Source organism: Nonomuraea sp. NPDC047897, assembly GCF_043204415.1.
Lineage (GTDB): Bacteria > Actinomycetota > Actinomycetes > Streptosporangiales > Streptosporangiaceae > Nonomuraea.
In genome coordinates, this window is record NZ_JBIDCC010000003.1 from 472,645 (window position 1) to 499,212 (window position 26,568).

28 protein-coding genes are annotated in these 26,568 nt (G+C 72.3%); 17 read left to right on the forward strand and 11 right to left on the reverse strand.

Annotated features, from left to right (window positions below; translation table 11 throughout):
- Positions 1–381 (forward strand): DUF4345 domain-containing protein, encoded by a 381-nt coding sequence (locus ACGF0J_RS09215; RefSeq protein WP_393143647.1) that lies wholly within the window; start codon positions 1–3, stop codon positions 379–381.
- Here ACGF0J_RS09215 and ACGF0J_RS09220 read toward each other — a convergent pair.
- The gene (locus ACGF0J_RS09220; protein ID WP_393143649.1) at positions 374–1,168 is read right to left on the reverse strand and encodes a helix-turn-helix transcriptional regulator; all 795 of its coding nucleotides are present in this window, start codon (positions 1,166–1,168) and stop codon (positions 374–376) included. The genes ACGF0J_RS09215 and ACGF0J_RS09220 overlap by 8 nt on opposite strands.
- Positions 1,169–1,263: 95 nt before the next feature.
- A complete protein-coding gene (locus ACGF0J_RS09225) occupies positions 1,264–2,283 on the reverse strand; it encodes a hypothetical protein (protein WP_393143651.1) in 1,020 nt (339 codons plus the stop codon).
- 79 nt (positions 2,284–2,362) lie between these two features.
- Here ACGF0J_RS09225 and ACGF0J_RS09230 point away from each other — a divergent pair, with 79 nt between their 5' ends.
- On the forward strand, positions 2,363–3,538 hold the full coding sequence (locus ACGF0J_RS09230; RefSeq protein WP_393143653.1) for a sensor histidine kinase: 1,176 nt from the start codon (positions 2,363–2,365) through the stop codon (positions 3,536–3,538).
- A gap of 36 nt (positions 3,539–3,574) precedes the next feature.
- On the opposite strand, the gene clpX is transcribed toward ACGF0J_RS09230, so the two are convergent.
- Entirely contained in the window at positions 3,575–4,834 is a 1,260-nt protein-coding gene (clpX, locus tag ACGF0J_RS09235) for an ATP-dependent Clp protease ATP-binding subunit ClpX (RefSeq protein ID WP_393143655.1), read from the reverse strand.
- Positions 4,835–4,968: 134 nt separating this feature from the next.
- Between clpX and ACGF0J_RS09240 the strand changes: the two genes are divergently transcribed.
- On the forward strand, positions 4,969–6,171 hold the full coding sequence (locus ACGF0J_RS09240) for a TetR/AcrR family transcriptional regulator (protein ID WP_393143657.1): 1,203 nt from the start codon (positions 4,969–4,971) through the stop codon (positions 6,169–6,171).
- 97 nt (positions 6,172–6,268) lie between these two features.
- On the opposite strand, the gene ACGF0J_RS09245 is transcribed toward ACGF0J_RS09240, so the two are convergent.
- Positions 6,269–7,003: an SDR family oxidoreductase gene (locus ACGF0J_RS09245; RefSeq protein ID WP_393143659.1), complete on the reverse strand. Its 735-nt coding sequence runs from the start codon at positions 7,001–7,003 to the stop codon at positions 6,269–6,271.
- Positions 7,004–7,135: 132 nt separating this feature from the next.
- Here ACGF0J_RS09245 and ACGF0J_RS09250 point away from each other — a divergent pair, with 132 nt between their 5' ends.
- A complete protein-coding gene (locus ACGF0J_RS09250; RefSeq protein ID WP_393143661.1) occupies positions 7,136–8,143 on the forward strand; it encodes a helix-turn-helix transcriptional regulator in 1,008 nt (335 codons plus the stop codon).
- On the opposite strand, the gene ACGF0J_RS09255 is transcribed toward ACGF0J_RS09250, so the two are convergent.
- Complete coding sequence (locus ACGF0J_RS09255) at positions 8,081–8,833, reverse strand: hypothetical protein (protein WP_393143663.1); 753 nt, start codon at positions 8,831–8,833, stop codon at positions 8,081–8,083. The two genes, ACGF0J_RS09250 and ACGF0J_RS09255, sit on opposite strands and share 63 nt — an antisense overlap.
- A gap of 70 nt (positions 8,834–8,903) precedes the next feature.
- Between ACGF0J_RS09255 and ACGF0J_RS09260 the strand changes: the two genes are divergently transcribed.
- Positions 8,904–9,755: a LysR family transcriptional regulator gene (locus tag ACGF0J_RS09260; RefSeq protein WP_393143665.1), complete on the forward strand. Its 852-nt coding sequence runs from the start codon at positions 8,904–8,906 to the stop codon at positions 9,753–9,755.
- A gap of 38 nt (positions 9,756–9,793) precedes the next feature.
- On the opposite strand, the gene ACGF0J_RS09265 is transcribed toward ACGF0J_RS09260, so the two are convergent.
- The gene (locus ACGF0J_RS09265) at positions 9,794–11,149 is read right to left on the reverse strand and encodes a serine hydrolase domain-containing protein (protein WP_393143667.1); all 1,356 of its coding nucleotides are present in this window, start codon (positions 11,147–11,149) and stop codon (positions 9,794–9,796) included.
- A 113-nt stretch (positions 11,150–11,262) separates the two neighbouring features.
- Here ACGF0J_RS09265 and ACGF0J_RS09270 point away from each other — a divergent pair, with 113 nt between their 5' ends.
- Both ACGF0J_RS09270 and ACGF0J_RS09275 read left to right on the forward strand, forming a co-directional pair.
- Complete coding sequence (locus ACGF0J_RS09270) at positions 11,263–13,476, forward strand: ATP-dependent RecD-like DNA helicase (protein WP_393143669.1); 2,214 nt, start codon at positions 11,263–11,265, stop codon at positions 13,474–13,476.
- 193 nt (positions 13,477–13,669) lie between these two features.
- Positions 13,670–14,860 (forward strand): Ig-like domain-containing protein, encoded by a 1,191-nt coding sequence (locus ACGF0J_RS09275; RefSeq protein WP_393143671.1) that lies wholly within the window; start codon positions 13,670–13,672, stop codon positions 14,858–14,860.
- 57 nt (positions 14,861–14,917) lie between these two features.
- Here ACGF0J_RS09275 and ACGF0J_RS09280 read toward each other — a convergent pair whose 3' ends face one another.
- From ACGF0J_RS09280 to ACGF0J_RS09290, 3 genes are all read right to left on the reverse strand, one after another.
- Complete coding sequence (locus ACGF0J_RS09280; protein ID WP_393143920.1) at positions 14,918–15,412, reverse strand: GNAT family N-acetyltransferase; 495 nt, start codon at positions 15,410–15,412, stop codon at positions 14,918–14,920.
- Between the two features lie 12 nt (positions 15,413–15,424).
- Entirely contained in the window at positions 15,425–16,234 is an 810-nt protein-coding gene (locus ACGF0J_RS09285) for a class I SAM-dependent methyltransferase (RefSeq protein ID WP_393143673.1), read from the reverse strand.
- 98 nt (positions 16,235–16,332) lie between these two features.
- Positions 16,333–17,268, reverse strand: a complete 936-nt coding sequence (locus ACGF0J_RS09290; protein ID WP_393143675.1) for a radical SAM protein — start codon at positions 17,266–17,268, stop codon at positions 16,333–16,335.
- Positions 17,269–17,396: 128 nt separating this feature from the next.
- Between ACGF0J_RS09290 and ACGF0J_RS09295 the strand changes: the two genes are divergently transcribed.
- From ACGF0J_RS09295 to ACGF0J_RS09320, 6 genes are all read left to right on the forward strand, one after another.
- On the forward strand, positions 17,397–17,720 hold the full coding sequence (locus ACGF0J_RS09295) for a DMT family transporter (protein ID WP_393143677.1): 324 nt from the start codon (positions 17,397–17,399) through the stop codon (positions 17,718–17,720).
- Positions 17,717–18,313 carry a TetR/AcrR family transcriptional regulator gene (locus ACGF0J_RS09300; protein ID WP_393143679.1) on the forward strand — a complete coding sequence of 199 codons (597 nt, stop codon included), beginning with the start codon at positions 17,717–17,719 and terminating at the stop codon, positions 18,311–18,313. Before ACGF0J_RS09295 ends, ACGF0J_RS09300 begins: the two co-directional genes overlap by 4 nt.
- 21 nt (positions 18,314–18,334) lie before the next feature.
- On the forward strand, positions 18,335–18,889 hold the full coding sequence (locus ACGF0J_RS09305) for a GNAT family N-acetyltransferase (protein WP_393143681.1): 555 nt from the start codon (positions 18,335–18,337) through the stop codon (positions 18,887–18,889).
- Positions 18,886–19,188: a DUF952 domain-containing protein gene (locus ACGF0J_RS09310; RefSeq protein ID WP_393143683.1), complete on the forward strand. Its 303-nt coding sequence runs from the start codon at positions 18,886–18,888 to the stop codon at positions 19,186–19,188. The genes ACGF0J_RS09305 and ACGF0J_RS09310 overlap by 4 nt, the downstream gene beginning before the upstream one ends.
- 246 nt (positions 19,189–19,434) lie before the next feature.
- Positions 19,435–20,622 carry an RNA-guided endonuclease InsQ/TnpB family protein gene (locus ACGF0J_RS09315; RefSeq protein WP_393143685.1) on the forward strand — a complete coding sequence of 396 codons (1,188 nt, stop codon included), beginning with the start codon at positions 19,435–19,437 and terminating at the stop codon, positions 20,620–20,622.
- A 102-nt stretch (positions 20,623–20,724) separates the two neighbouring features.
- Positions 20,725–20,883 carry a hypothetical protein gene (locus ACGF0J_RS09320; protein WP_393143687.1) on the forward strand — a complete coding sequence of 53 codons (159 nt, stop codon included), beginning with the start codon at positions 20,725–20,727 and terminating at the stop codon, positions 20,881–20,883.
- Positions 20,884–20,926: 43 nt separating this feature from the next.
- Here the strand turns inward: ACGF0J_RS09320 and ACGF0J_RS09325 are convergent, their stop codons facing one another.
- Complete coding sequence (locus ACGF0J_RS09325) at positions 20,927–21,172, reverse strand: hypothetical protein (protein WP_393143689.1); 246 nt, start codon at positions 21,170–21,172, stop codon at positions 20,927–20,929.
- A gap of 381 nt (positions 21,173–21,553) precedes the next feature.
- Here ACGF0J_RS09325 and ACGF0J_RS09330 point away from each other — a divergent pair, with 381 nt between their 5' ends.
- Entirely contained in the window at positions 21,554–21,808 is a 255-nt protein-coding gene (locus ACGF0J_RS09330) for a hypothetical protein (RefSeq protein ID WP_393143691.1), read from the forward strand.
- 522 nt (positions 21,809–22,330) lie between these two features.
- Positions 22,331–23,146 carry a hypothetical protein gene (locus ACGF0J_RS09335; RefSeq protein WP_393143693.1) on the forward strand — a complete coding sequence of 272 codons (816 nt, stop codon included), beginning with the start codon at positions 22,331–22,333 and terminating at the stop codon, positions 23,144–23,146.
- 163 nt (positions 23,147–23,309) lie between these two features.
- Here the strand turns inward: ACGF0J_RS09335 and ACGF0J_RS09340 are convergent, their stop codons facing one another.
- Entirely contained in the window at positions 23,310–23,753 is a 444-nt protein-coding gene (locus tag ACGF0J_RS09340) for a hypothetical protein (protein WP_393143695.1), read from the reverse strand.
- A 58-nt stretch (positions 23,754–23,811) separates the two neighbouring features.
- Here ACGF0J_RS09340 and ACGF0J_RS09345 point away from each other — a divergent pair, with 58 nt between their 5' ends.
- Positions 23,812–24,462 carry a TetR/AcrR family transcriptional regulator gene (locus ACGF0J_RS09345; protein ID WP_393143697.1) on the forward strand — a complete coding sequence of 217 codons (651 nt, stop codon included), beginning with the start codon at positions 23,812–23,814 and terminating at the stop codon, positions 24,460–24,462.
- Between the two features lie 391 nt (positions 24,463–24,853).
- Complete coding sequence (locus ACGF0J_RS09350) at positions 24,854–26,557, forward strand: enoyl-CoA hydratase-related protein (RefSeq protein WP_393143699.1); 1,704 nt, start codon at positions 24,854–24,856, stop codon at positions 26,555–26,557.
- Positions 26,558–26,568 lie beyond the last annotated feature (11 nt).

A 26,568-nucleotide genomic window follows, 5' to 3' on the forward strand; every position in this document is an offset into this window, starting at 1 on the left:
GTGCAGGATGTCGTGCAGGGTGTGGTGATCGTCGTGGTGGCGGGCTTCTTTCTCGCCATGGGCGTGTTCGGACTGGTCGCGCCCGCCGCGCTGATCAGGCCGTTCCGGATGGCCGCCGACTCCGCCGAGGCGCGCAGCGAGATACGGGCGGTGTACGGCGGCTTCGGCGTGGCCGTCGGCGGCCTGTTGCTGGTGGCGCTGGCCGACGCGGGCGGGCTGCGCACGGGGGTGCTGGTCACCGTCGCCGTGTCCCTGCTGGGCATGGCCTGCGGGCGGCTGGTGGGGCGGGCGGTCGAACGGCCGGCGGCGTTCTACCCCGTCTGGTGCTACTTCTGCGTGGAGGTCGCCGCAGCGGGCGCGCTGCTGGCCGTCCTCAGGTGACGTCCTCAGGTGACGGGTCCAGGCACCGGATCGTCAGATCCTGAGACAGCAGAGCGCTCGGCGTGAGACCGAACATGGCGCGAAACGCCGTGCTCAGATGGGACGGGCTGGCGAAGAAGCCGTCGGCCGCCGCCCGCGTGAGGGTGTGGCCGTCCGCCAGCGCCCGCGCGGCCCGATGCATCTGCGCCCACAGCCTGAAGCGCCGATACGACGTGCCGGTGCCGTCCCTGAACAGCCGCAGGAAACGAGACTCCGACAATCCCAGCTCCGCTCCCACCAGCGCGGCGGGCAACGGCCGGTCGGCGTCCAGGAGCCGCCGGGTCGCGGCCGTGACGCGCGGGTCGCCGTACCCCGTCCCGGCGCGGCCGGTGGCCTTGGAGACCCAGGCGGCAACCTGCGGGACCGCCGTGCGCGAGGACAGCTCCGCCCCCGCCGCGACCAGGTCGTCCTCGTGCCGGTGCCCGGCCAGGAACCGCTCCCCGCCGGCACCGGCACCGGCCGTGAAGCGGGCGCGGCACCCCCGATCGTCCGCCGAGCCGGCGTCGAGATACAGGAACACCATGCGCTCGCCGGACGCCGTGAGCTGGTGGCGCACCCGGGGGGCGACGAGCACCGTGCGCGCCCGCAGCCGGCCACCGGCCGGCGCGTCAACGGTGAAGGCCGCGTCCACGCCCACGGCCAGGCACGCCACCGCCCCCGAATGCGGCCCCAGCCGCAGGGACGGTCCGGCGTACAGGGCGCGGCCCGGCCACAGCCACACCACCGCCCCGCTCGGCCTGCTCCTCACCTGGGCCTGCTCCTCACCTGGGCCTGCTCCTCACCTGGGCCTGCTCCTCACCTGGGCCTGCTCCTCACCTCGGCCCGCCCGCCTCACCCGAGCCGTCACGCACGCGGCCCACCGTCGCCCACCCTGCCACCGTCGCCCACCCTGGCCGCCCGCAGCATCCGCGGGTGCAGCAGGCTCGCCCGCTCCTCAGGCATGCCACCCGCCAGCGCGGCCCGCACGAGCGCGGCACCGACCCACGCCAGGTCCACGGGCTCGCCGTCGTCGCGACGCAGCATCACTTCCGTGGCGGCCCGGCCCGCGCACAGCGTCCGCAGCAGCGGCCGCGCCGGCGCCGGCACAGGGAAGGCGGCGATGTCGTCCCGGCCGGTCCGCAGCACGACGACGGCGTTGTCACCGCCGGCGCCGTCGGCGACCGAGCACAGGTCCTGCGGGGTCAGCCCGGCCAGCGCGTCCACGGCCGCGCCCGTCGCGTCCAGCAGGGCGACCGCCGCCGCCTCCGCCGTACGGCCGTCCGCGGCCAGCCGGGCGACGCCGCGCCGTAACAGCCGCCGCTCCTCGCGGGTGAGAGCCCCGGCCGCGCTCCCGCCACAGGAACCGGCGGGGGAGCCGGCGGGGGAATTGGCGGGGGAGCCGGCGCCGCCCCCCGCCCCGCCCGCCTCACAGCCGGCCCGCAACGCGCCGCACCGCCAGGCGTAGGCGTAGAACGCGTCCAGGACGGCCCGCCGCCTGGCCACCGTGGCACTCGCCAGCGGCCTACCGGCCACCCGCGCACCACCGGACGGCCCGCCGGCCAACGCGGCCGTACAGTAACGCCCCACCTCCGCCCCCGTGACGGCCAGCAGGCCGAGGCCCGGCTCGGCGGCACGTAACCAGCGCAGGAACGACGCCAGCACCCGCAGGCGCACCTGCCGCATGGCGGGGGAGGAGGTGTCGCGCAGCCACGAAGCCACCGTGTCACGGCCGAGCGGGTCGAGCGCGTCGACCAGGTCGACGTCGGCACCGCTCACCTCGCCGCCGTCGCCCGGCCGGCGGCGAGGCCGCAGCCCGGCGATCCGCCCGATGCCGCTGACCTTGACCCTGGGGTCGCTCGTCACTGCGCCTGGGAGACCGGTCATGAGGGTGATCTTCTCACGGAGCGGGGAGTGAGCTCGTCCCCCCGGCGCGCAACCGACCTCGCGGGCCTAACGTGGTGACGTGCTGCCCGCCCATCTGACACCGCTCGACGGCAAGCCGCCCCGGCCGCCGGGCCCCGCCGGGTTCCTGCCCTTCGCCCTGCTCGGCGTCGGGGTCGTGGCCGAGACCGCGGACGGCACGCTGCGACCCGCCTGGCTGTCGTGGACCGCGCTGGCCGCCGCCTGCGCGCTGTACGCCGGCGTGGTGGTGCTGACCTTCCGCGGCAGGCCGCGCCCCGCCTGGATCGCGCTCGCGGCGCTGGCCGCCGTGGTGACACTCATGGCGGCCCGGTACGGCGCGAGCTGGCGCTACCTGTTCCCGCTGGTGGGGGTGGCCTGCGGGATCGCCCTGTACGGCAGGGCCGTGCGGGTCGTCCTGGCGGCGCTGACCGTGCTGACGGCCGCCACGGTGTGGGCGCAGGGCGCCTCCGTCGAGCCGGTCATGGCCTTCTCGTGGGGGACGTTCAGCACCGGCCTGGTCGTCGCGACACTGCTGCACCTGTACGCCGTGATCGGCGAGCTGCGCGAGACCCGCCGCCGGCTGGCCGAGGCGGCCGTCGCCGAGGAACGGCTGCGCTTCGCCCGCGACCTGCACGACCTGCTGGGCCACACCCTCTCGGTGATCGTCGTCAAGGCCGAGGCGGTACGACGGCTGGCCCGGCGCGACCCCGCCCAGGCCGAACGCCAGGCCGGCGACATCGAGGCGGTGGGCCGGCAGGCGCTGACGGAGGTGCGCGAGGCGGTCACCGGCTACCGCCGCGCCGGCCTGCTGGGCGAACTGGCCCGCGCCCGCGACGCGCTGGCCGCCGCGGGCATCGAGGCCACCGTCCACCACAGCGGCCCGGCGCCGGTGGGGGAGCAGGAGGCGCTGCTGGGCTGGGTGGTGCGCGAGGGCGTCACGAACGTGATCCGCCACAGCGGCGCCACCCGGGTCGAGATCGAGGTGGGCGCGGACACGATCCGCATCCGCGACGACGGCCGCCCGGCCGCCGCGCACCCGCCACCGGCCAACCAGGCGGACACCCCCATGCGGGCATCGCAGGGGACGGAACCGGCCGACCCCGTCAACGGCGGCAGCGGGCTGCGCGGCCTGGCCGAACGCCTGGCCAGGGCCGGCGGCCACATCCAGGCGGGACCGCTGCCGCAGGGCGGCTACGAACTGACCGCCCGCCTCCCCCCACGCCGGCCCACCGGCTGATCCCCGGCGCTCAGCACACCAGGCCCGGAGCGAGGCTCACGCGGACTTCTCCCGGGGACGCGGCTCGCCACCCGGCAGACCGCGCGGCACGAGGGTGGGATTGACCTTGTCGAGCACGGTGCCCCGCGTGATCACGACACGGGCCACGTCGTCCCGGCTAGGCACCTCGTACATGACGTCGAGCAGCACCTCCTCCAAAATCGCGCGGGCGGCGCGGGCACCGGTGCGACGCAGCAGCGCCTGGTCGGCGATCGCGCCGACGGCGTCCTCGGCGAACTCCAGCTCGACCCCGTCGAGCTCCAGCAGCCGCTGGTACTGCCGGATCAGGGCGTCGCGCGGCTCGGTGAGGATGCGCACCAGCGCCGCGCGGTCCGGCGGCTGCAGCGCCGTCACGATCGGCAGGCGGCCGACAAGCTCCGGGATCAGCCCGTACGCCAGCAGGTCGGCGGGCATGACCTCGGCCATGAGGTCCTCCCTCGGGGCCTGCGGCGTCGCGCCGAACCCGGCGCCACGGCGGGCGGTGCGCTGCTCGACGACCCGGTCCAGACCGTCGAACGCGCCGCCGACGATGAACAGCACGCCGGTGGTGTCGATCCGCAGGAAGTCCTGCTGCGGGTGTCTGCGTCCACCCTGCGAGGGCACGCTCGCCACCGTGCCTTCGACGATCTTCAACAGCGCCTGCTGGACGCCCTCGCCGGAGACGTCACGGGTGACCGACGGATTGTCACCCCTGCGAGCGATCTTGTCGATCTCGTCGATGTAGACGATCCCGGTCTCGGCCTTGGCGATGTCACCGTCGGCGGCCTGGACGAGCTTGAGCAGGATGTTCTCGACGTCCTCGCCGACATAGCCCGCCTCGGTCAGGGCGGTGGCGTCGGCGATCGCGAACGGCACGTCCAGCAGCCGCGCCAGCGTCCGCGCCAGGTAGGTCTTGCCGGAGCCGGTCGGGCCGACCAGCAGGATGTTGGACTTGCCCAGCTCGACCGCGTCGGCCTCGCGCGGCACCGCGATGCGCTTGTAGTGGTTGTGGACCGCGACCGCCAGCGCCTTCTTGGCACCGTCCTGGCCGATGACGTACTGGTCGAGGAAGGCGTGGATCTCGCGCGGCACCGGCACCCGGCGCGGGGCGGGCCGGGCGGCGGCGAACTCCTCGGCGATCAGCTCGTTGCATAGCTCGACGCACTCGTCGCAGATGCAGATCCGGCCCGGTCCCGCGATGAGCTTGCGCACCTGCTGCTGGTCCTTGCCGCAGAACCTGCACCTCAGCAGATCGCTGCCGCCGCCTGTCCGTGCCACTCGGATGCGTCCCCTCACCGGTCGGTACGGCCCCGGCCGTCCTCCTCGGACGACCCCGGCCAGATGATGCCACCATCTGGATTGTGACGGTATCCTGGATCTTCAGGCGCCGCAAACGCCACAGAGGGAGGACGATGGCCCGGCTCACCAGGGCGGAGCTGCAGGAACGCACCAGGGCCAAAGTGCTGGCCGCCGCCCGCGAGGAGTTCGCCGAGCACGGTTACGACGCGGCCCGCATCGACGGCATCGCCGAACGTGCCGAGCTGACCCGCGGCGCCGTCTACTCCAACTTCCCCGGCAAGCGCGCGCTCTACTTCACCGTCCTGGCCGACCTCGCCGAAGCCGACCAGCCTGCCCCACCCGACGGTCCGCCCTACGGCCCATTCGACGGCACGTCCGACGACACCTACGACAACGCCTACGCCGGGACCGGCGGCGCGTCGGGGGAGCCCGGCCGCGAGACGCGTGAGACGCTCGCCGCGTTCGCCCGCGCCTGGGTCACCCGGCTGCCCCTGGCCACCGACGACCGCCACGGCGAAGCCCGGCTGGGCAGAGACCTGATGCCCGTCATCATCGCCGACGAGCTGACCCGGCGACCCTTCGCCCAGCTCGTCCGGCTCAACGCGCTCCTGCTCGGACTCACCCTGGAACGCCCGCCGCGGACCGGCCCCGCAGGCGCCCGCAAGGTGCGACTCGCGCAGACGGCCCTCACCCTGCTGCACGGCGCCAGCCGGCTGGCCGCCGCCGCACCGGGCTTCACCGAACCGTTCGACGTCGTCACCGCCTGCGGCCGCCTCGCCGACCTCGACCTGGACGACGCCTGGCACCCGCCCACCGCGTTCACCCCCGCACTACCCGCCGACCAGGCATGGGCGCCCCCAGCCGCCCAGGACACGCTGCGCGACGAGCCCGCCCTGCTCACCGGAGACGGAGTCGTGGCCGTCGTGGGACTGCACCGGCTCGCCGCCGCCGAGGAGGCCGTCCGCGCGGCGCCGCCCGGCACCCACGTGACGGCCGTGCTGGTCACCGGCACACCGGCCGAACTGACGCCGCTGGCCCGGCTGGCCCTCGCGGACCTGCGCCGCTGCCTGCGCCAGGCCATCCCCACCGCCTCCTGGCCACCCCTGCAAGTGGTGCACGACCCGCACGGCGAACTGGCGGCGGCCGCCGGGGTGCCCGCCGTCAGCGACGGCACCGAGGCCGCCGTCCGCATCGAACGCGGCCGGATCGTCGCCCGCGCCGACGGTCTCGGCGCCTGCCACGCCGCCGCGACCACCGAAACCGGCACGCCGCACCGGCACGCCGCACCATCCAGCACACCGTCCTGCACGCCATGACGCCCCGCCATGCCGCGAACCGGCCCCCCACCCGACCCGCGGCCGCTGACACCCCACGCACCGGCCGCGACGGCCCTCGTCCCCGCCACAGCGGCCCTCAGACCAGACCCCCGTCGGCCCGCACATTCACCCCCGTCAACCAGCCGGCATCCGGCCCCAGCAGCAACGCCACCACCGCCGCGATGTCAGCCGGCGTCCCCACCCGGCCCAGCGCCGTCATGTGGGCCACCGTCTCCAGCACCTCCGCCGGCGCACCGGCCCGCAGCAGATCGGTGTCGGTCGCGCCGGGGGAGACGCAGTTGACGGTGATGCCCCGCCGGCCCAGCTCCCGCGACGCCACCCGGGTCACCTGCTCCAGCGCCGCCTTGCTCGCCGCGTACACCGACTCACCCGGGCTCGGCCAGGCCGTGCCCGTGGTCGAGACGTTCACGATCCGCCCCCCATCGGCCATCCGCCGCGCCGCCGCCCGCAACGTGAAATAGGCGCCCCGCGCGTTGACCGCCATCACCCGGTCGTACACCTGCGGCGTCACCTCCTCCACCGGCGCGTGCGCGATGACCCCGGCGTTGTTCACCAACGCCGACAACGGCCCCGCCCCAGCCGCGGCGAACACCTCCTCGGCCACCTCGAACAACCGCTCCACCTGCTCCAGCTCCGCCGCGTCCGCCCGCACGGCCGTCGCCCGGCCCCCGCAACCGGCGGCCACCTCCCGCGCCGCCCGCTCATCGGCCGCATAGCTGAACACCACGCACGCCCCGTCGCGCACCAGCCGCTCCACCACCGCCCGCCCGATCCCACGCGAACCACCCGTCACCACAACCGCCATGCCCATCGCCGCAGCTCCTTCCCATCGACTTCGCCATCGACTTTCCGATCGACTTTCCGTCGAGGCCGTCCGGTACGCCGCTCACCCTGACACCCGTTGCGGAAAGCCAACTTCCGCAACGCGCGCGAAGATGCATCCATGAGCGCACGAACCACACGCGACCCCGCGACCCGGCTGCTGCGCCTGCTGTCACTGCTGCAATCACGCACCGACTGGCCCGGCCCGGAACTCGCCCGACGCCTGGCCGTCAGCACCCGCACCATCCGCACCGACATCGAACGGCTGCGCGACCTCGGCTACCCCGTCACCGCCACCACCGGCACCGCGGGCGGCTACCGGCTCGGCCCCGGCGCCCGCCTGCCGCCCCTGCTCCTCGACGACGACGAGGCAGTCGCGGTCGCCGTCGCCCTGCGCACCATCGCCACCGGCACCGGCACCCTGACCGACAGCGCCGCGGCGGGCGTCGAGGAAACCTCCCTGCGCGCCCTGACCAAACTCCACCAGCTCCTGCCCGCCCGGCTACGACCCCGCCTCGCGGCGCTGGCCGCCTACACGGTGCCGGCACCCGGCGGCGGACCCGCCGTCGAGGCCGACGTGCTGGCCACCCTGGCCGGCGCCTGCCGCGAGCGGCGGCGCCTGCGCTTCACCTACCGCGACCACAACGGCACCACCACCGTCCGCGACACCGAACCGCACCGCCTGGTCTGCACCGGACGCCGCTGGTACCTCGTCGCCTGGGACGTCGACCGCGACGGCTGGCGCAGCTTCCGCGTGGACCGGCTCACCCCCCGCACCCCTCCCGGACCCCCGTTCACCCCCCGGCCGCTGCCCGACGGCGACGTCATCTCCTACGTCACCAAAGGCGTCGCCTCGGTCCTGGGACCGTGCCGCACCACCGCCACGGTGCAGGCGCCCGCCGACGTCGTCGCCGGACGCATCCCCCCGGTCGCCCGCGCCGAACCCCTCACCCCCGCCACCTGCCTGCTGCACATCGGCGCGAGCACACCGCTGCTGCTGGCCGTCTACCTGGCCGCGCTCGGCCTCGACTTCACCGTCGACGGCCCACCCGAGCTCCTCGACCAGCTACGACACGTCGCCGCACGGTGCACCACGGCCCTGCCACCCGGCGACCCGCCCGCCCCCTGACCCGGCACGCGCCGCCACCGCCGCGGCGAACGCCGCGATCACCGGATGCGCCCGCCTGCCGTCACCGGACAACTCCGGCTGGAACAACGTGGCCAGGAAGAACGGATGCGACGGCAGCTCCGCCACCCGCACCGCCCCGTCGTCGGCGTGCCCGGAGAACACCAGGCCGCGCTCCTCCAGCAGCCGCCGGTAACCCGGGTTCAGCCCGTAGGAACAGTTGTAGGCCTCCACACTCGACCGCACCCCCATGATCCGCTCGATCAGCGAACCCGCCGACAACCGCACCACCTCCTCATGCCCGGCCAGCGAGCACGCGAGCGGCGTCAAAAGGAACTCCCGCGCCCCCGGCTCGTTCTCCGCGTGCGCCACCTCCAGACCGCACACGTGCCGCGCGAACTCCAGCAACATGTGCTGGAACCCGCCACACGTCCCCAGGAACGGGATGCCGTGCTCCCGCGCCGTACGCGCCGCCGCCACCGCCCCCTCCTCACTGCGGTACGGGCTGCCCGGCAACATCCAGATCCCGTCGAACCGCTCCAACCCACCCGCGTCGCCCGCGGCGTCGGCCGTGGGGATCCAGTACGCGTCCAACGCGACACCCTCACGCTCCCGCAACGCCTCCACCAGCAGCGGAACACGGACATGCGAGCGGACACCGGGGGAGCGGTCAGCGACCAGAGCGATTCTCATGCCCCCATCGTCACCCCCACCCCCACCGCAGCGCCAACGATGAATCCTGCACCTGCTATAAGCATCACTGATGGACCCTCACCTGCTGCGCACCTTCGTCACCGTCGCCCGCACCGGCTCCTTCTCCACCGCGGCCCAGCGACTCGGCTACACCCAGTCAGCCGTCTCCCAGCAGATCGCCGCCCTGGAAAGCGACCTCGGCCTGCCCCTGCTGCACCGCCGCCCGGTCACCCCCACCGAAGCCGGCGCCCGCCTGCTCGACCACGCCGAACCCCTGCTGCTACGCCTGCGCGCCGCACGCGCCGACGTGCTGCGCACCGCCGCCATGCCCGCCCACCGGCTCACCCTCGCCGCCACACCCCTGGCGCTCAACCCCCGCCTCGCCCACCGGCTGGCCCGCGCCCGCGCCGCCCAACCCCGCCTGCAGATCACGATCCGCACCTGCGCCCGCGACGAGGTCATGCGGCAGGTCGCCGTGGGGGAGGCCACGATCGGCCTGGCCGACGGCATCGCCGCCCCCAACGACCCGCTGCCGCCGCACGACGCCGCCCCCCTCACCACCACCGGCCTCTGCCAGGAGGACCTCGTCGTCGCCCTGCCCCCCGACCACCCGCTGGCCGGCCGGCCCGGCCTGCGACTGGCCGACCTCGTCGACGCCCGCTGGCTGCAGACCACGCTGTGCCCCGTGCGACGGCTGCGCCACCTGGCCGGCGACGGTTTCCCCGTCGCCCTCGACTACACCGGCGACGACGTCCACACCGTCCTCAACCTCGTCGCCGCCGGACACGGCCTGACCCTGCTGCCCGCCTCCGTCGGCCGCGGCGTGCCCCTGTCGCACCCCCGGCTCGTCCACCGGGTCGAACTCCTGCACGCCACCCTGCCCGACGGCCCCGCCGCCCGCCTGGCGGCCGACCTGTCATGACACGCGACCCAGCAGCCCCGCCCCTCACCTCGCGACGCTCAACCCACGTCCCCCGTCCGCCAGCCCGCCACACCCCCCGGCACGGGCGCGTCCGCGTCGTACGGAGCCCGCGTGAAAACGAACGTGTTGACATCCAGATGATCACCCGCCGGCCGCAGCGTCTCACCCGCGTAATACCCGTCGAGCCCCACCCACGTCCCGTCCGCACGCGGCACGAACCTCGACGCCCGGCCACCCCCGCCCACCGGCGCCAGCGACAACCACCCACCCGGCAACACCCGCAACAGGTACGGGGTCGGCCCCCAATGCCACAACCCCGTCAACGCCAGCAGCCGCGGATCGACCGCCGACGGCGCCCACTCCCGCGGCAACCGCGGCTCGTACCGCTCCAGAATGTCCAGCAGGTCCACCAGCAGCGACCGGCTCACCCCCGACGTGGCATTGGCCAGATACAGCACCCCCACCCCGTCGTCCGGATCGGCCCACACCGTCGCCAAGAACCCCGGCATCGACCCGGTGTGCCCGGCCAGCCGCCGACCCGCGTGCCGCATCACCTGCAGCCCCAGCCCGTACCCGCCGGTCCAGGCGTCACCGTCGTCCACCGTCGCCGGCTCCCGCATCTCCGCGACCGTCTCCGGCGCCAGCACACCCCCCGTCTCACCCCCGCAGAACGCCGCCCACCGCGCCAGATCCGCCGCACTCGACCACAACTGCCCGGCCGGCGCCATCGCCGCCGCGTCGTGCTCCGGCTCCGCCAGCAGCACATCGGCGTACGGATGCACGGCGTAACCGCGGGCATGCGGCGCGCGCGGCCGCTCGGTCGTCGACCGCATCCCGAGCGGCTCCAGCACCTCCTCCCGCACCGCCCGCAACCACGGCACCCCCCGCAACCGCGCCACCAGCTCACCCAGCAGCGCGAACCCCACATTGCTGTAGTGGTAGCGGCGGCCCGGCCGATGCTTGACATGACCACCGTCCAGCCGCGCCATCAGCTCCGGCACCGCGATGCCGGGCGTGCGCTCCCACCAGCCGGTCGGCGGCTCCGCGGTCAGCCCGCCGGTGTGCGACAGCAACTGGGCCACGCTCACCTCACCCATCCCACCAGCCGCCTCCGGCAGATGCCTGCCGACCGGGTCGGACAGCTCCAGCCGGCCCTCGTCCCGCAGCCGCATCACCACCGTCGCCACCAGCGACTTGGTGATCGACCCCAGCCGGTACTGGGTACGCAGGGTCGGCGGCTCACCCTCGACCCGGCCCCGCGCCCCGAACCAGGCGACCCGCCCGTCACGCACGACCGCGGCCACGATCGACGGAACCCGCCCCTGCGCCTGGTCGACCGCCAGCCGGCGCAGCAGCGCCCGCCCCGTCTCCGCGCCCACCCACCCTGTGTCCATGGCCGCCCAGCCTAGCGGCCACCCCGCCGCCGACCGGCGGTGATCGTCTCCCGCGCCACAGTCCCCGGCCCGTGCTCTACTCTGGCCCGGGAAAGGCGGACGGAGAGGTTGCGGTGAAGGCTGGCGCGGACCATCCCCCCGGCGTGGCGCTGGATGCCGTACTTGAGCGCATCACCTACGCCAACGAGGAGACCGGCTACACGATTGCCCGCGTGGCGACCGAACGCTCCGGAAGCGACCTGCTCACCGTCGTCGGCCCGCTGCTCGGCGCCCAGGTGGGGGAGTCCCTGCGGCTGACCGGACGCTGGACCTCCCACCCCCGCTACGGCCGCCAGTTCGAGGTGTGGTCCTACACCACCGTGCTGCCCGCCACCGTGCAGGGCATCCGCCGCTACCTCGGCTCCGGCCTCATCAAGGGCATCGGCCCCAAGATGGCCGAACGCATCGTCGACCACTTCGGCACCGACACCCTCGACGTCATCGAGCAGACCCCCGAACGGCTCGTCGAGGTGCCCGGACTCGGCCCCAAACGCACCAAGATGATCGCCGCCGCCTGGGACGAACAGAAAATCATCAAAGAGGTGATGATCTTCCTGCAGGGCGTCGGCGTGTCCACCTCCATCGCCGTACGCATCTTCAAGCAGTACGGCGAAGCCTCCATCACCGTCGTCCGCACCACCCCCTACAAACTCGCCGACGACGTGTGGGGGATCGGCTTCAAGACCGCCGACACCATCGCCCAGGCCGTCGGCATCCCGCACGACAGCCCCGAACGCGTCAAAGCCGGCCTGCGCTACACCCTGTCCCAGGCCGCCGACGACGGCCACTGCTACCTGCCCGCCCCCAACCTCGTCGCCGACGCCGTCAAGATCCTCGACGTGCCCGCCGACCTCATCACCACCTGCCTCGACGACCTCACCGCCGACGAAGGCGTCATCCGCGAGGACATCCCCGCCGGCGACAACCTCGTCCCCGCCGTCTACCTGCCGCCCTTCCACCGCGCCGAACAGTCCCTCGCCGGCGGCCTGCTCACCCTGCTGCGAGGCGGCCACGACCGGCTCAAGACCTTCACCGACGTCGACTGGGAACGCGCCGAAACCTGGCTGCGCGAGCGGACCGGCGCCGACCTCGCCCCCGAACAACGCCAAGCCGTCCGCCTCGCCCTCACCCACAAGGTCGCCGTCCTCACCGGCGGCCCCGGCTGCGGCAAAAGCTTCACCGTCCGCTCCATCGTCACCCTCGCCCGCGCCAAACGTGCCCGCGTCATCCTCGCCGCACCCACCGGCCGCGCCGCCAAACGCCTGGCCGAACTCACCGGCCACGAAGCCACCACCGTCCACCGCCTGCTGCAGCTACGCCCGGGCGGCGAGGCCACCTTCGACCGCGACAACCCCCTCGACGCCGACCTCGTCGTCGTCGACGAAGCCTCCATGCTCGACCTGCTCCTGGCCAACAAACTCGTCAAAGCCGTCGCACCCGGCGCCCACCTGCTCTTCGTCGGCGACGTCGACCAACTCCCGTCCGTCGGCGCCGGCGAGGTCCTCAAAGACCTGCTCGCCGCCGACGACATCCCCCGCGTCCGCCTCACCCAGATCTTCCGCCAGGCCCAGGAATCCGGCGTCGTCGTCAACGCCCACCGCGTCAACACCGGCCGCCACCCCGTCCTGGAAGGCATGAAGGACTTCTTCCTTTTCCCCTGCGACGAACCCGACGACATCGCCCGCCTCACCGTCGACGTCGTCGCCCGCCGCATCCCCCGCAAGTTCGGCCTCGACGCCCGCCGCGACATCCAGGTCCTGGCCCCCATGCACCGCGGCGCCGCCGGCGCCGCCGCCCTCAACACCGCCCTGCAGGAAGCCCTCACCCCCGCCCGCGACAACATGCCCGAACGCCGCTACGGCGGCCGCGTCTTCCGCGTCGGCGACAAGGTCACCCAGCTACGCAACAACTACGACAAGGGCGCCGCCGGCGTCTTCAACGGCACCGTCGGCATCGTCGCCGACATCCGCCCCGACGAGCACAAGCTCACCGTCCTGACCGACGAGGACGAACACGTCGACTACGCCTTCGACGAACTCGACGAACTCGCCCACGCCTACGCCGTCTCCATCCACCGCTCCCAGGGCAGCGAATACCCCGCCGTCGTCATCCCCCTGGCCACCAGCGCCTGGATGATGCTCCAGCGCAACCTCCTCTACACCGCCATCACCCGCGCCAAGCGCCTCGTCGTCATCGTCGGCTCCCGCCGCGCGCTCGCCCAGGCCATCCGCACCAAAGGCGCCGGCCGCCGGCACACCGGCCTCACCCACCGCCTCACCACCCGCTGACCGGCCGCCCACCAGCCCGCCCACCGGCCGTCCACCAGGCCCCCTTTACCACCCCTTGACCTCGCTTGACCTGCGACTGACCGCAACAAGTGATGGAAACGTGACCGAACTCTCCCATATCGTTCCGCGTCATACATGTACGAGCATTAAGGTTTTTGGGGAGCACTTTGCTGCCCTGGGGGAGAGGACCGTCTTGAACATCGCGCCACGCTGGAGCAAGCCCACAGCCGGCATCGCGCTGCTGACCGCAGCCGCCCTGACGGCCGCATGCTCAGGCGGCAACACCGTCACCGCCGACCCCGCCGCGCCCGACGCCACCACCTCCGCCACCCCCCAGGCGCCCACCATCACCATCACCCCCGCCGAAGGCAGCAAGAAAGTCACCCCCGACAAGAAGATCGTCGTCACCGCAGCCGGCGGAACCCTCGACGACGTCACCGTCGAAGGCGGCGACGACAAGGTCACCGGCACCTACAACGCCGACAAGACCCGCTGGACCAGCAAGGGCAACCTCGAACCGGCCACCGCCTACAAGGTCACCGCCACCTCCGGCACCACCACCACCGCCGGCCAGTTCACCACCCTCAAGCCCGAACGCGAACTCAAGGTCGCCGACGTCACCCCCAACCGCAAGGGCGAGAAGATCGGCGTCGGCGCCCCCCTCATCGTCACCTTCAACCAGCCCGTCACCGACAAGGCCTCCGTCGAACGCGCCCTCCACGTCGAAGCCGAAAAGCCCGTCCCAGGCGCCTGGCGCTGGATCAACGACACCGTCGTCATCTACCGCACCGCCAAATACTGGCCCGCCCACCAGAAAGTCACCCTCACCGCCGACCTCGACGGCGTCAAAGCCGGCCAGGACACCTACGGCGTCGAGGACTACGACACCACCCTCACCATCGGCGCCAAGGTCATCAGCAAGGTCGACGTCAACAAGAAGATGATGTGGGTCTACCGCGACGGCAAACGCGTCAAGACCATGCGCATCAGCGCCGGCATGGCCACCACCCGCGAATACACCACCACCTCCGGCGTCCACCTCACCATGGAGCGCGCCAACCCCGTCCGCATGATCTCCCCAGGCCGCAAGAAAGGCGACCCCGGCTACTACGACGTGATGATCGACCACGCCGTACGCATCTCCAACTCCGGCGAATACGTCCACGCCAAGGACAACGTCTGGGCCCAAGGCGTCCGCAACGTCAGCCACGGCTGCATCAACGCCCGCCCCGACCAGGCCAAATGGTTCCACGACACCATGCAGCGCGGCGACATCGTCGACATCACCGGCACCGACCGCGCCCTCGAATGGAACAACGGCTGGGGCTACTGGCAGATGTCCTTCACCCAGTGGAAGAAGGGCAGCGCCATCAAGGAGCCCTGACCCGGCCCCTCCGAACGCCCCGCCCTCGCGGCCCTGAGCCCGCCAGGACGAACCCCCCTAAAGGCGCCGCTCCAACACCATCCCCGGCCACTCACCGACCGAGAACGGCGCCACCCGCGTGAACCCGCACTGCTCGTAGTAACCCACCAGCCGGCCATCACCACCGGCATAGCAGTCCACCCGCAACAACCCCACCCCGCGCCGCACCGCCTCACCGGCCGCCCAGTCCAGCAGCGCCCGCCCCACCCCACGCCCCGCGAACCGCCGGTCGATCACCAACGCCTGCACATACAGCTCAGGCTCCACCGCCGGCGTCACATACGCGTGCGCCGGCCCCACCACCACACACCCCGCCGGCTCACCCTCGACCTCCGCGACGCGCATCCCGCCGCCCTCGGCCCACCCCCGCACCTGCTCGGTCCGCCGCGCGTCACCCGTGAACGGCCGGCTGCCCCACTGCCCCTCACGCCCACGACTCACCAGAAACTCCACCGCACCGTCGAACATCGACAGCACAGCACCCACATCACCCACACCACCCTGACGGATCATCACCCGCCCAGGCTAGGCCACCACACCCGCCCGCCTCGACCCGGCCACCACCAGATACGGACGAGGCTGCCGCACCCCACCCGCCCCTCGAAAACCCTCGAAGAAAACCACGAACGCCCGCCGCAACTCCTCCCGCCGCTCCGGCCCCAACGACTCCGCCAGCACCCGCGTCGGCCCGTACACCGTGGAGAACAGCTCCCACACCTCCTCACCCGACCCCGACACCTGCGGCGCGTCCCCCTCCTCGAACCGCAACGCGAACGCCTCCCCGAGCAGCTCCTCCACGTACGCCCGATCACCCCACCGAAACGGAGACTCCGCACCCGGAGGCGGCGCCGGCATGAACGGCGCCATCACCCCGAACATGTCCACCACCCCCCGCTCCGCACTCCAATGACCCAACACCAGCCGCCCACCGGGACGGCACACCCGCGCCAGCTCACGCGCCACCGCCCCATGATCCGGCGCGAAGATCGACCCGACACTCGACACCACCACGTCGAACGCCGCATCCCCGTACGGCAACGCCTCCGCGTCACCCACCTCGTACCGGACCGGCAACCCCTCCGCACCCGCCAGCCGCCGCGCCGTCTCCACCAGCGCCGGAGCCAGATCCACCCCCGTCACCTCGGCACCCGCCCGCGCCAACCGCACCGCCAACGCACCCGTGCCCGTGCCCACGTCCAGCACCCGCTCCCCGGCACGCACCGCCGCCACCCGCGCCACATGGTCGAGCAACGGCCGGTAATGCTCCGGCAGCCGCTCGTACGGACCCGCGCCCCACACCGCGCTCTGCCGCTTCTTCAACTCCTCGAACCCCATGCCCCCGCCCCTCCCACAGCGCGCCCCCGCACAGCACCGGGCCTTCCCACCTGCGGCAACACGAAAACCACCGCACCTTGCGGCCCGGCCGGCCCCGATCAGACCAGCGAAAGCTGCGGGAAACGCGGCCGCCCCGCCACCACCACCGGCTCCGGCGCCCCGCACCGCAACCCGTACAGCCGGCACAACTGCTCGATCTGCCCCGTGATGCGCGCCTCGTAATCAGCCGACGGCAACCCCACCCCGTCGTACAGCTCCTCATACCGGCCCACCAGCTGCGGATGCGCCTCACCCAGCCACGCCAGATACCAGGACCGCGTCGCCGCCGGCAACCGCAGCACCACCGGCTCCACCCCCGCGGCACCCGTCGCCGCGATCCGCCGCACCGTCGCCGCGAGCTGGTCGGCCGCGTCAGTGAGCAACGGCAGCACCGGCGACATCAGCACCCGGCACGCCACCCCAGCCTCCACCAGCGCCGACACCAGCTCCAGCCGCGCCTGCGCACCCACCGCACCCGGCTCCACCGCCCGCCGGATCCGCTCGTCCACGAACGCGATCGACACCGCCACCTGCGCCCCCGCCTCCGCCAGCGCCGCCGCGTCCCGCAACACCAGCGGACTCCTGGTGTAGACGGTGAACGGCACCCCCGCCTCACCCAGCGCCCCGACGACCCCCGGCATCAACCGGTAGACCTCCTCGGCCGCCTGGTAGCAGTCACCCGTCACCCCCACCGCCAGCGGCTCACCCGCCCAGCGCCCCAACTCCGCCCGCAGCCGCTCCACCACGTTGGGCTTCACCACCACCCGCGTGTCGAAATCACGACCCGGATCCAGCCCCAGCTTCGCGTGCCCGGCACGAGCCCCGCAGCCACGACAGGCATGAGCACAACCCCGATAGGGGGAGACGGCCCACCGCTGCGCGATCCCCGCCGCCCGCGGCACCCGCTCGATCACCGTACGGGCCTGCGTCTCGTAGAAGCCTTCGCGCCACACCGCCCGCCGCTCGATCAGCCGACGATCATCGGATGCGTCCACAAGCGAAAGCGCGTCCCAACCCACACCACCCAGTGGAACACGCATTCGACTCCCTTTCAAGCGCTTCCCCCCAACCCCCACCACCCCCATAAACTGGTACGCACGTACCACTTCGAAGGAGGCCACCCATGGCCTGGCTCCTACTCGCCCTCGCCATCACCGCCGAAGTCCTCGCCACCACCGCACTCAAACTCAGTAACGGCCTCACCCACCTCGGCTGGACCGCCACCGTCGCCGCCGGCTACATCACCTCCTTCGCCCTCCTCGCCCAAGCACTCAAACTCCACCTCGACATGGGCACCGCCTACGCCGTCTGGGCCGGAGCCGGCACCGCCGCCATCGCCCTCATCGGCGCCGCCTTCATGGGCGAAACCCTCACCCCCCTCAAAATCGGCGGCATCCTCCTCATCATCGGCGGCGTCGTCGTCCTCAACCTCCAAGGCACCCATTGACCACCCACCAACCACCCCGGCCACCCCAACCACCGCAGCCACCCCAACCACCGCGGCCCACCCAGGAACGCGGCCGCCGGCGCCGCGCCACCCTCCTGGCCACCGCCGTCGACATCCTCACCGAAGGCGGCTTCGTCGCCCTCACCCACCGCGCCGTCGCCACCCGCGCCCGCCTGCCCCTGGCCGCCACCACCTACTACTTCACCTCACGCGACCAACTCCTCGCCGAAGCCTTCGCCCAACTCGTCGACACCGAACTGGCCACCCTGCGCACCTGGACCACCACCCACGGCCTGACCAGCCTGCCCGACCTCATCACCACCGCCGACCCCGCCCGCCAGCTCAGCCTCTGGGAACTCTACGTACACGCCGGCCGCGACCCCGCCCTGCGCCGCATCGCCCGCCACTGGAGCGACGGCTGCCTCACCCTCCTCGCCGAAACCCTCCACCTGCCCACCACCGACCCCCACCTCCGCCTGCTCCACATCACCCTGTCCGCCCTGTGGCTCGAACTCGTCGTCGAACGCCGCCCCGCCGACCAAGCCCGCACCCTGCTCCGACTCGCCCTCGAAAACATCTCGACCACCCGCTGACCGCATCCCTACACTGCCCCCGTGCTGAAACCCGACTACCCGATCCACACCGACCGGCTGCTGCTGCGCCCCCTCACCCCAGCCGACCTGCCCGCCGTCCACGCCTACGAGTCACGCCCCGACGTCGCCCGCTACCTCTACTGGGAACCCCGCGACCTCGACGCCGTACGCACCTTCCTGCACAAGAAGACGACCTGCACCGCCCTGCACGACGAAGGCGACGCCCTCGACCTCGCCATCACCCTGCGCCACAACGGCCAGGTCATCGGCAACGGCCTGCTCATGTGGACCAGCAAACAACACCGCCAAGGCGAGATCGGCTACGTCCTGCACCCCGACCACCACGGCCACGGCTACGCCACCGAAACCGGCCGCGCCCTGCTGCACCTCGGCTTCGACGGACTCGGCCTGCACCGCATCGTCGGCCGCATCGACGGCCGCAACACCGCCTCCGCCCGCGTCCTGGAAAAACTCGGCATGCGCCGCGAAGCCCACCTCGTCCACAACGAACACGTCAAAGGCGAATGGACCGACGAGGTCATCTACGCCATGCTCGAAACCGAGTGGACACCATGACCATCCTGCACCTCGCCCTGGCCACCGACTGGACCGCCGCCCGCACCAGCGGCCACTACCGCGTCTCCACGCTCGGCCGCACCCTCGAACAAGAGGGCTTCATCCACTGCAGCCGCGACCACGACCAGCTACGCGCCGTCCACGCCGCCTACTACAGCCACCTCACCCAGCCCCTGCTCGTCCTCGAGATCGACCCCACCACCCTCGACGTACGCCTCGAAGACGGCTTCCCGCACGTCTACGGCCCCATCCCGATCGACGCCGTCACCGCCACCCACCCCTACCCACCCACCCCCTGACCACCGGCCCCCGGGGCCTGGGCCCGCAAGCCCCCACCCGATCGGCAGGCCGTTCGCGCCGGCAGCCGGCGGGGGAGGGGAGGCCACCATAATGATGTGGCTTCAGTCGTCGGGGGAATCGGGAGCGGGAGGGCCGCCAAGGTCCGAGCGTGCTCTGACCTGCGAGGTCTGCGCATCGCAGACGTCCTTTCCGGGTTTTGTCGGTGCCTGCCGATACCGTGGTCGTGCCGTTACCGAGCGTGGGAGATGGGTGTGCGCCGGTCGTTCCGGTTCCTGCTGCGCCCCACGGCTCGCCAGGCGGCCGCGCTCGCCGCTTGCCTGGAGGATCACCGGCAGCTGTACAACGCCGCTCTGGAGCACCGGCGCACCGCCTACGCCAAGGCCGGTGTCACGGTCCGGTACGGAGATCAGTCGGCTGAGTTGAAGCACATCCGCGCCGACGATCTGGATGGGCAGGGCCGCTGGTCGGCGGGCTCGCAGCAGCAGACTCTTCGCCGTCTGGACAAGGCGTTCGCCGCGTTCTTCCGCCGGATCAAGAAGGGGGCGAAGCCCGGCTACCCGCGGTTCAAGGGCCGGGGCTGGTTCGACACGGTCGAGTGGCCCGCAACCAAGAACGGCGCGACCTGGGACTCCCAGCCACATGAACCGGTGACACGGGTTTACCTGCTCGGCATCGGCCATGTGCGGGTGCATCAGCACCGCCGGGTCAAGGGCCGCGTGAAGACGATCGCCGTGAAGCGCGAGGGCTCGCGCTGGTTCGTGGTGCTGTCGTGTGACGAGGTGCCCGCGCGGCCGCTGCCCGCCACGGGTGTGGTCGCGGGGATCGACCTGGGTGTCGCCTCGCTGGTCACGACCAGCGACGGTCACCATATCGACAACCGGCGGCACCTGGCCGCCTGCGCCGGCCGTCTGGCGTCGGCCCAGCGCGATCTCGCCCGCAAGAAGCGTGGGTCCAGGCGTCGCCGTAAGGCGGTGGCCCGGGTGGCGGCGTTGCACGCCAAGGTGCGGCGGCAGCGGGTGGACGGCGCGCACAAGGCCGCCTTGGCGCTGGTCGGCGGCTATGACGTGATCGTGCACGAGGACCTGCGGATCATCCACATGACCCGTTCGGCGTCCGGCACGATCGACGCCCCCGGCCGTAACGTCGCCGCCAAGTCCGGGCTCAACCGTTCGATTCTTGACGCGGGTTGGGGGGTGTTCCTGACGATCCTCGCGCACAAGGCTGAAAGCGCCGGTCGAGAGCTGATCGCAGTCGATCCCCGCAACACCTCCCGCACGTGCTCGCGCTGCGGGCACTGCGCGAAGGAGAACCGTCTCACCCAGGCCGCGTTCGCCTGTACGGCGTGCGGGCACACCGGGCACGCCGACGTGAACGCGGCGACCAACATCCTGAGGGCAGGGCTTGCCCTTCGCGACGCTGCGGAAGCGGCTTAGCGAGAAGCCGCTCCCTTCAGGGAGCGGAGGAGTCACCGCCGACTACATCCGCTGGTCCTTCGAGGGGGGACCGTCCAGCAGGTCACCTTCGCGCCGCCGCTCGTGGACGGCGACCAGGCCGCGATCGAGTTCCGGGTGCACGCCTTCGGCGACAGCGGGACACCCCTCACGCTGGCCGGCTGCGTGTTCGTCCGCTTTGACGCCGACGGCCTCGCCGTACGCACCCGCGACTACTGGCACACGGCGCAGGGCCACCTCTGAGCGCGCCCGGTCATGGGGGAGCGGCCAGCACCCATCGCGCCGGTCAGAGGCGGACGGGAGCCATCCGCACCGGCGCCGGAGCCTGCGGCACCTGAGGCAGCCGCTGAGCCGCAGCCGCCTGCCGTGCCGCCTCACGCTCACGTTCGGCCTCGGCGAGCCGCTCGGCGCACCCGCCGGCGCAGTAACCGTTGGTCACGATCAGCCGCCCGCGCACCGCCGTGTACGACTCACGGCCCGTGGCGGGCAGAACCCCCTGGCACACCGAGCACAAGACCGACTGAGTCCCCACGTGCTGCTCCTCTCGCGGCGCGGATAGCAGATTCCCACACTAAACCGCGGCCGAGCCGGGGGACAGCGAATCAACTGAAGGTCAAGCGAACCGTCATGCTCACGGACGGTCACCATCAGACTTACTTGACATAATGTTCATTATCGAGCAATCACGGAAAGTGGCTCCGGCTAGGGCGAACGCCCGGCCGCCGGCCGCCCGCACCCGGCGTCCCGGCACCCCGTCACCGCCGATCACCCACAGCGTGATTCTCGTCACCCCACGCGCACCGACCCCGCAAAGTCACCGGCGCACCACCGGACCGCCGGGAACACATCCCGAAACACGCCGAGCCGTCAACGCCCTCTGACATTCGGGTCAAGGCGAGGCTACGATCAATGCATGCACAGCCTGGCGATCTCCACCCCGGGCCTCATCGCGCTCACCGCCGTCGTGACCGCCGCGATCATCTTTCTGATCGTCCTGGCCGTCCGCCTCACCCAGCGCCCCCGCAACCGCCCCGCCCCCAGCAACGACCTGGTCGACCAGGCCCGTGAGCTCAAGGCGATGGGCCAACTCCAGGAGGCCGTCTTCCTCGTGCGCGGCGAGACCGGCATGAGCCACCGAGCCGCCACCCGCTTCGTCAACCGCCTCTGACCATCACGAACCATGCGATACCGGACAGAAGGTGGATTCTGTCCGGTATCGCATCAGCCTGTTCTGAACGCGGAACACCCGGCCGCCGCCGACCCCCGAAAACGCCCGGCCTACGACGATCGCCGCGCCCAGCGAAAACACGACGCCCGGCGCGGCTCCGACCCCGGGGTCCGCGCTCGTTCCCAAGTCCCGGCCGCCGGGGCGACGCAGGCGGGCGCCGGCGGGACGGACCCGCTCCCCCGCCGGAATACCGCACCGCCCGAATTGTTCGACAGGAATGCGCGAAAAATACCGCGACAACTCCCCCGGCGGTTATGGGCGGCATGTATAGTCCGGCGTCCGTCGAGAAATAGCGAAAAGCGGCCACTAATCTTGCCAAGCCTGCCGGGCACGCAGAAAGTGAGGGGTGACCAGCAAGAATCCACGACCGATGGAGGAATGGTGGACCGACCCGTCCGCGGACGCCGGCGCGCCCGGATGCTGATCCGGCGCGTGTTGTCCATGGCTCTGGGAATTGTCGTCGTGGCGTTTGTCGTCGCGCCGCCCGCCGCGGCGATGGCGCCGCCCACGCCGAAGGATTTCGTGTCGTACCTCGATCTTGAGTGCTTCAAGACCGACCCGTACCAGCCGCCGGCCGTGGGCCTGGCGCTGCGGCACCTCAACCCGGTGCTCAACGATCTGCCGCCCGAGCAGGTCACGCTGGGCGTGCGCGAGCAGTTGTGCGTGCCGGTCGCCAAGAACAACGTGATCCCGCCGCCGGAGGTCCTGGACTTCGTCAGGTTCGTCGACCTGGCCTGCTACCGGGTCGTCACCCCGGCGACGGGCAAGGCGCTGGTGCTCAGCCATCTCAATCCGGTGCTGCAGGACCTGCCGCGCACCGAGGTCGTGCTGGGCCGGGCGCAGCAGTTGTGCGTGCCGGTGGCAAAGAACGGGGTGGCGCCGCCGCCGGAGGTGCTGCGGCTGGTGCGGCACATCGACCTGCTGTGCTACGGGATCACGCCGAACGCGCCGATGAACCGGGCGCTGAACCTCAGGCAGCTGAACCCGGTGCTGACGGGGCAGATTCCCCCGGCGACGGTGCGGGTGCTTGAGGCCCGGCAGTTGTGCGTGCCGATGCACAAGGGCGGTGACGTGATCCCGCCGGAGGTGCTGCGGGTGGTGCGCTGGGTGGATCTGGAGATGTTCGACGTGCTGGCTCCGGCGATCGCGCCGGTGACGTTGAGCCTGCGGCATCTGAACCCGGTGCTGGGTTCGCTGCCGCTGGAGCGGGCCACGCTGACGGGTGCGGTGCGGCTCGGTGTGCCGGTGGCCAAGAACGGGCAGGTGCCGCCGGGGTGAGTGGGCGGCCGGGCGTCCCGGTGGCGCCCGGCCCTTCCCTCCGCTGATCGTCTGTGGGGGGTGTGGTTTCGGCGACCGCGTGCGGTGGCGGGGGAAGGGCCGCCGCTCCCCCGGGTGTGCGGGTCGGGGGGTGTGTCTCATGGCCGGTCTTCGGGTGCGGGGGTCAGGAGGAGGCGTACAGGGATTTCCAGGTGCCGGCGTACAGGCAGGTGTCGGAGGGGGTGCGGCCGGTTTCGGCGCAGACCTTCAGCTCGACGAGGAACACGCGTGCGCGGGTGAAGGTGAAGCGGTGGGCGGTGCGGGAGGAGCAGGTGCGGATGGTCTTGTGGGTGAAGGGGAGCGATCCGTCGCCGGCGAGGTGGGTGATGCGGAAGACCGCCAGGGCGCAGGAAGGTCCTCGGGTGCGGTCGCGCAGGGTTCCGGTGACGCGGATGGTGGCGACGGGCGGGGTGGTGCGGGTGTCGAGGACTCCGGCGGACAGGCGGCCGGTGGCGGTGGCCTTGCCGCCGGGTGCGTGGTGGGGTCCCCAGGCGGTGGACGGGGCGGTGGACGGGGTCAGGGGCAGCAGGGCGGCGGCGGTGAGGGTGGCGAGCACGAACATGGCCATAACGCCTTCTATTCGATAGACATAGGTATGTTCAACATGCTGCTAGTATCTCCGAAGCATGAGCGGTGTCAACCCCGTCCCGGCCAGACGGCGCTACCAGTCCCCGCTGCGCGAGGAGAGCGCCCGCCGCACGCGGCAGATGGTGGTCGCGGCGGCCCGTGAGCTGTTCGCCACCCGGGGATATGTCGCGACCTCGCTGGCCGACGTGGCCGCCGCCGCGGGTGTGGCGCGTCCCACCGTCTTCGCCGCGTTCGGTTCCAAGCCGGCGTTGCTGCGTCAGGTGGTGGACGAGGCGCTGGCCGGTGACGACGAGCCGGTTGCGGTGGCGGAGCGGCCGTGGTTTCGGCCCGTGCTGGAGGCGGGCACGCAGCGGGCGGTGCTCGACGCCTACGCCGAGGTGGTCGCGCTGGTCGGCGGGCGGGCCTCGGGGGTGTTCGAGACGGTGCGGCGGGCGGCGGACGCCGCCGCGGAGGTGGCCGAGCTGTGGGAGTCCATGGTGGGCAACCGGCGGTCGGGGGCGGGCATGGTGGTCGAGCGGCTGCTCGCGCTGGGGCCGCTCGCGGTCGAGGGCGACCGGGCGGTCGACGTGGTGTGGTTCTTCAACGATCCGGCTCACTACGACGCGCTGGTGACGCGGTGCGGCTGGGCGCGGGAGGCGTACACGGGGTGGGTGGCGGGGCGGCTGCGGGACGCTCTGCTGCCGCGCTGACGCTGCTGCCGCGCTGAGGCCGGTGCTGGGCCGCCGGGCGCCTTTGGTGCTGTTGCGCTGAGGGGGCGGGTCGGTACGGTCGGTGGCGGGTTTCGGTCCGGGGGTGGGGCCGGCGGGGTGGGGGTGTGGGCGGCTTTTCTCCCTCACCAAATCCGTACAAACCAGGACAAATACCACGGTTGTGGGCGGCTTTCTGTGGAGAGGTGTCAACACCGCTTGCCAGTACATGTCAGCATCGAGAGATGTACGGGTCATATGGGACGGTCGAAAAGAGACGGGACCGGTGGGACGAGCACCCACCAGGCCCGCCCGGCCGGCCCGCGCACGACCCCGTCCGCACCGCGGGCCCGCGCCCGCCCCGCTCGAACGACCGCCCGAAGGAAGCTCCCCCTTGCGTATCTTGCTGCTCTGCTCCTCGTTCAACGGCCTCACCCAGCGCGCCTGGCTGGAACTGCGCCGGGCCGGACACGACGTCAGCATCGAGCTGGCGCTGTCGGAGCAGGTGATGCTGGAGGCCGCCCAACTGGCCAAACCCGACCTGGTGATCTGCCCCTTCCTGAAGGAGAAGGTCCCCTCCCGGCTGTGGCGCACCCAGCGGACGATCATCATCCACCCCGGCCCGCCCGGCGACCGCGGCCCCTCCTCCCTCGACTGGGCCATCCTCGACGCCGAACCCGAATGGGGCGTCACCGCCCTGCAGGCCGTCGAGGAGATGGACGCCGGCCCCATCTGGGGCTACCGCACCTTCCCCATGCCGGCCGAGCCGCCCCGCAAGTCCGCCCTCTACAACGGGCCCGTCGCCGACGCCGCCGTCGAACTCGTGCTGGAGGTCGCCGCCAAGGCCGCCGACCCCTCCTTCGCCCCCGCCCCCCTCGACTACGACCGGCCCGAGGTGCGCGGCCGGCTCCGGCCGGCCATGCGCCACGCCGACCGGCAGTTCTCCTGGACCGAGCCCACCGACGCGATCCTGCGGCGCGTGCGCGCCGCCGACGGAGCGCCCGGCGGCCGCGCCCTGCTGTGCGACCTACCGGTACGGATCTTCGACGTCTACCGCGGCCCCGCCCTGTCCGGCACCCCGGGAACCGTGGCCGGGCGGCGTGAGGACGCGGTGCTCGTGCACACCGGCGACGGCACCGTGTGGGTGGGCCACCTGCGCCTCGACGAGCCCGGCGCGATCAAGCTGCCCGCCGCCACGGTGCTCGGCGACCACCTGGCCGCCGCCGCCGACGCGAGCGGCTACAGCGAGGTCACCTACGACCGGGGCGAACGGGTCGGCGTGGTCAGCTTCGACTTCTACAACGGCGCCATGTCCACCGACCAGTGCCGGCACCTGGCCTCCGCCCTGCGCTACGCCGCCGAGCAGGACACCCGCGTCCTGGTCGTCCGCGGCGGCGAGGTGTTCTCCAACGGCATCCACCTCAACGTGATCGAGGCCGCGCGGCATCCGGAGATGGAGGCGTGGATGAACATCAACGCCATCAACCAGGTCTGCCGCCGGATCATCGAATGCACCGGACAGCTGGTCGTCACCTCCCTGGGCGGCAACGCCGGCGCGGGCGGGGTGATGATGGGCCTCGGCGCCGACCGGGTGCTGGTGCGCGAGGGCGTGGTGCTCAACCCGCACTACCGGACGATGGGGCTGTTCGGCTCGGAGTACTGGACGTACGTGCTGCCGCGGCGGGTGGGCGCGGCGCAGGCGCGGCGGCTGACCCGCGACGCGCTGCCGATCGGCGCGGCGCAGGCGGTCGCGCTGGGCCTGGCCGACCAGGCGCTGCCCGGGCCGCGCCTCGACTTCGAGCGGGCGGTGCTGGCCGAGGCCGAGCGGCTGGCGCGCGACCCCGGCTACGAGGAGATGCTGGCCGCCAAGCAGGCGGCGCGCGAGCAGGACGAGCTGCGCAAGCCCCTGGACGCCTACCGCGCGGAGGAGCTGGCCGAGATGAGCCGCGACATGTTCGACGACCGGCACGGCTTCCGCGGGGCGCGGCAGGCGTTCGTGCGTAAGCGCAAGCCGGAGGCCACGCCGGAGCATCTGGCCGCCCATCGCGAGCTCGTCGGCGGGTCGGGGGTGCCGAGCGCCACCGCATCTCATATGTGAGATATGGTCGG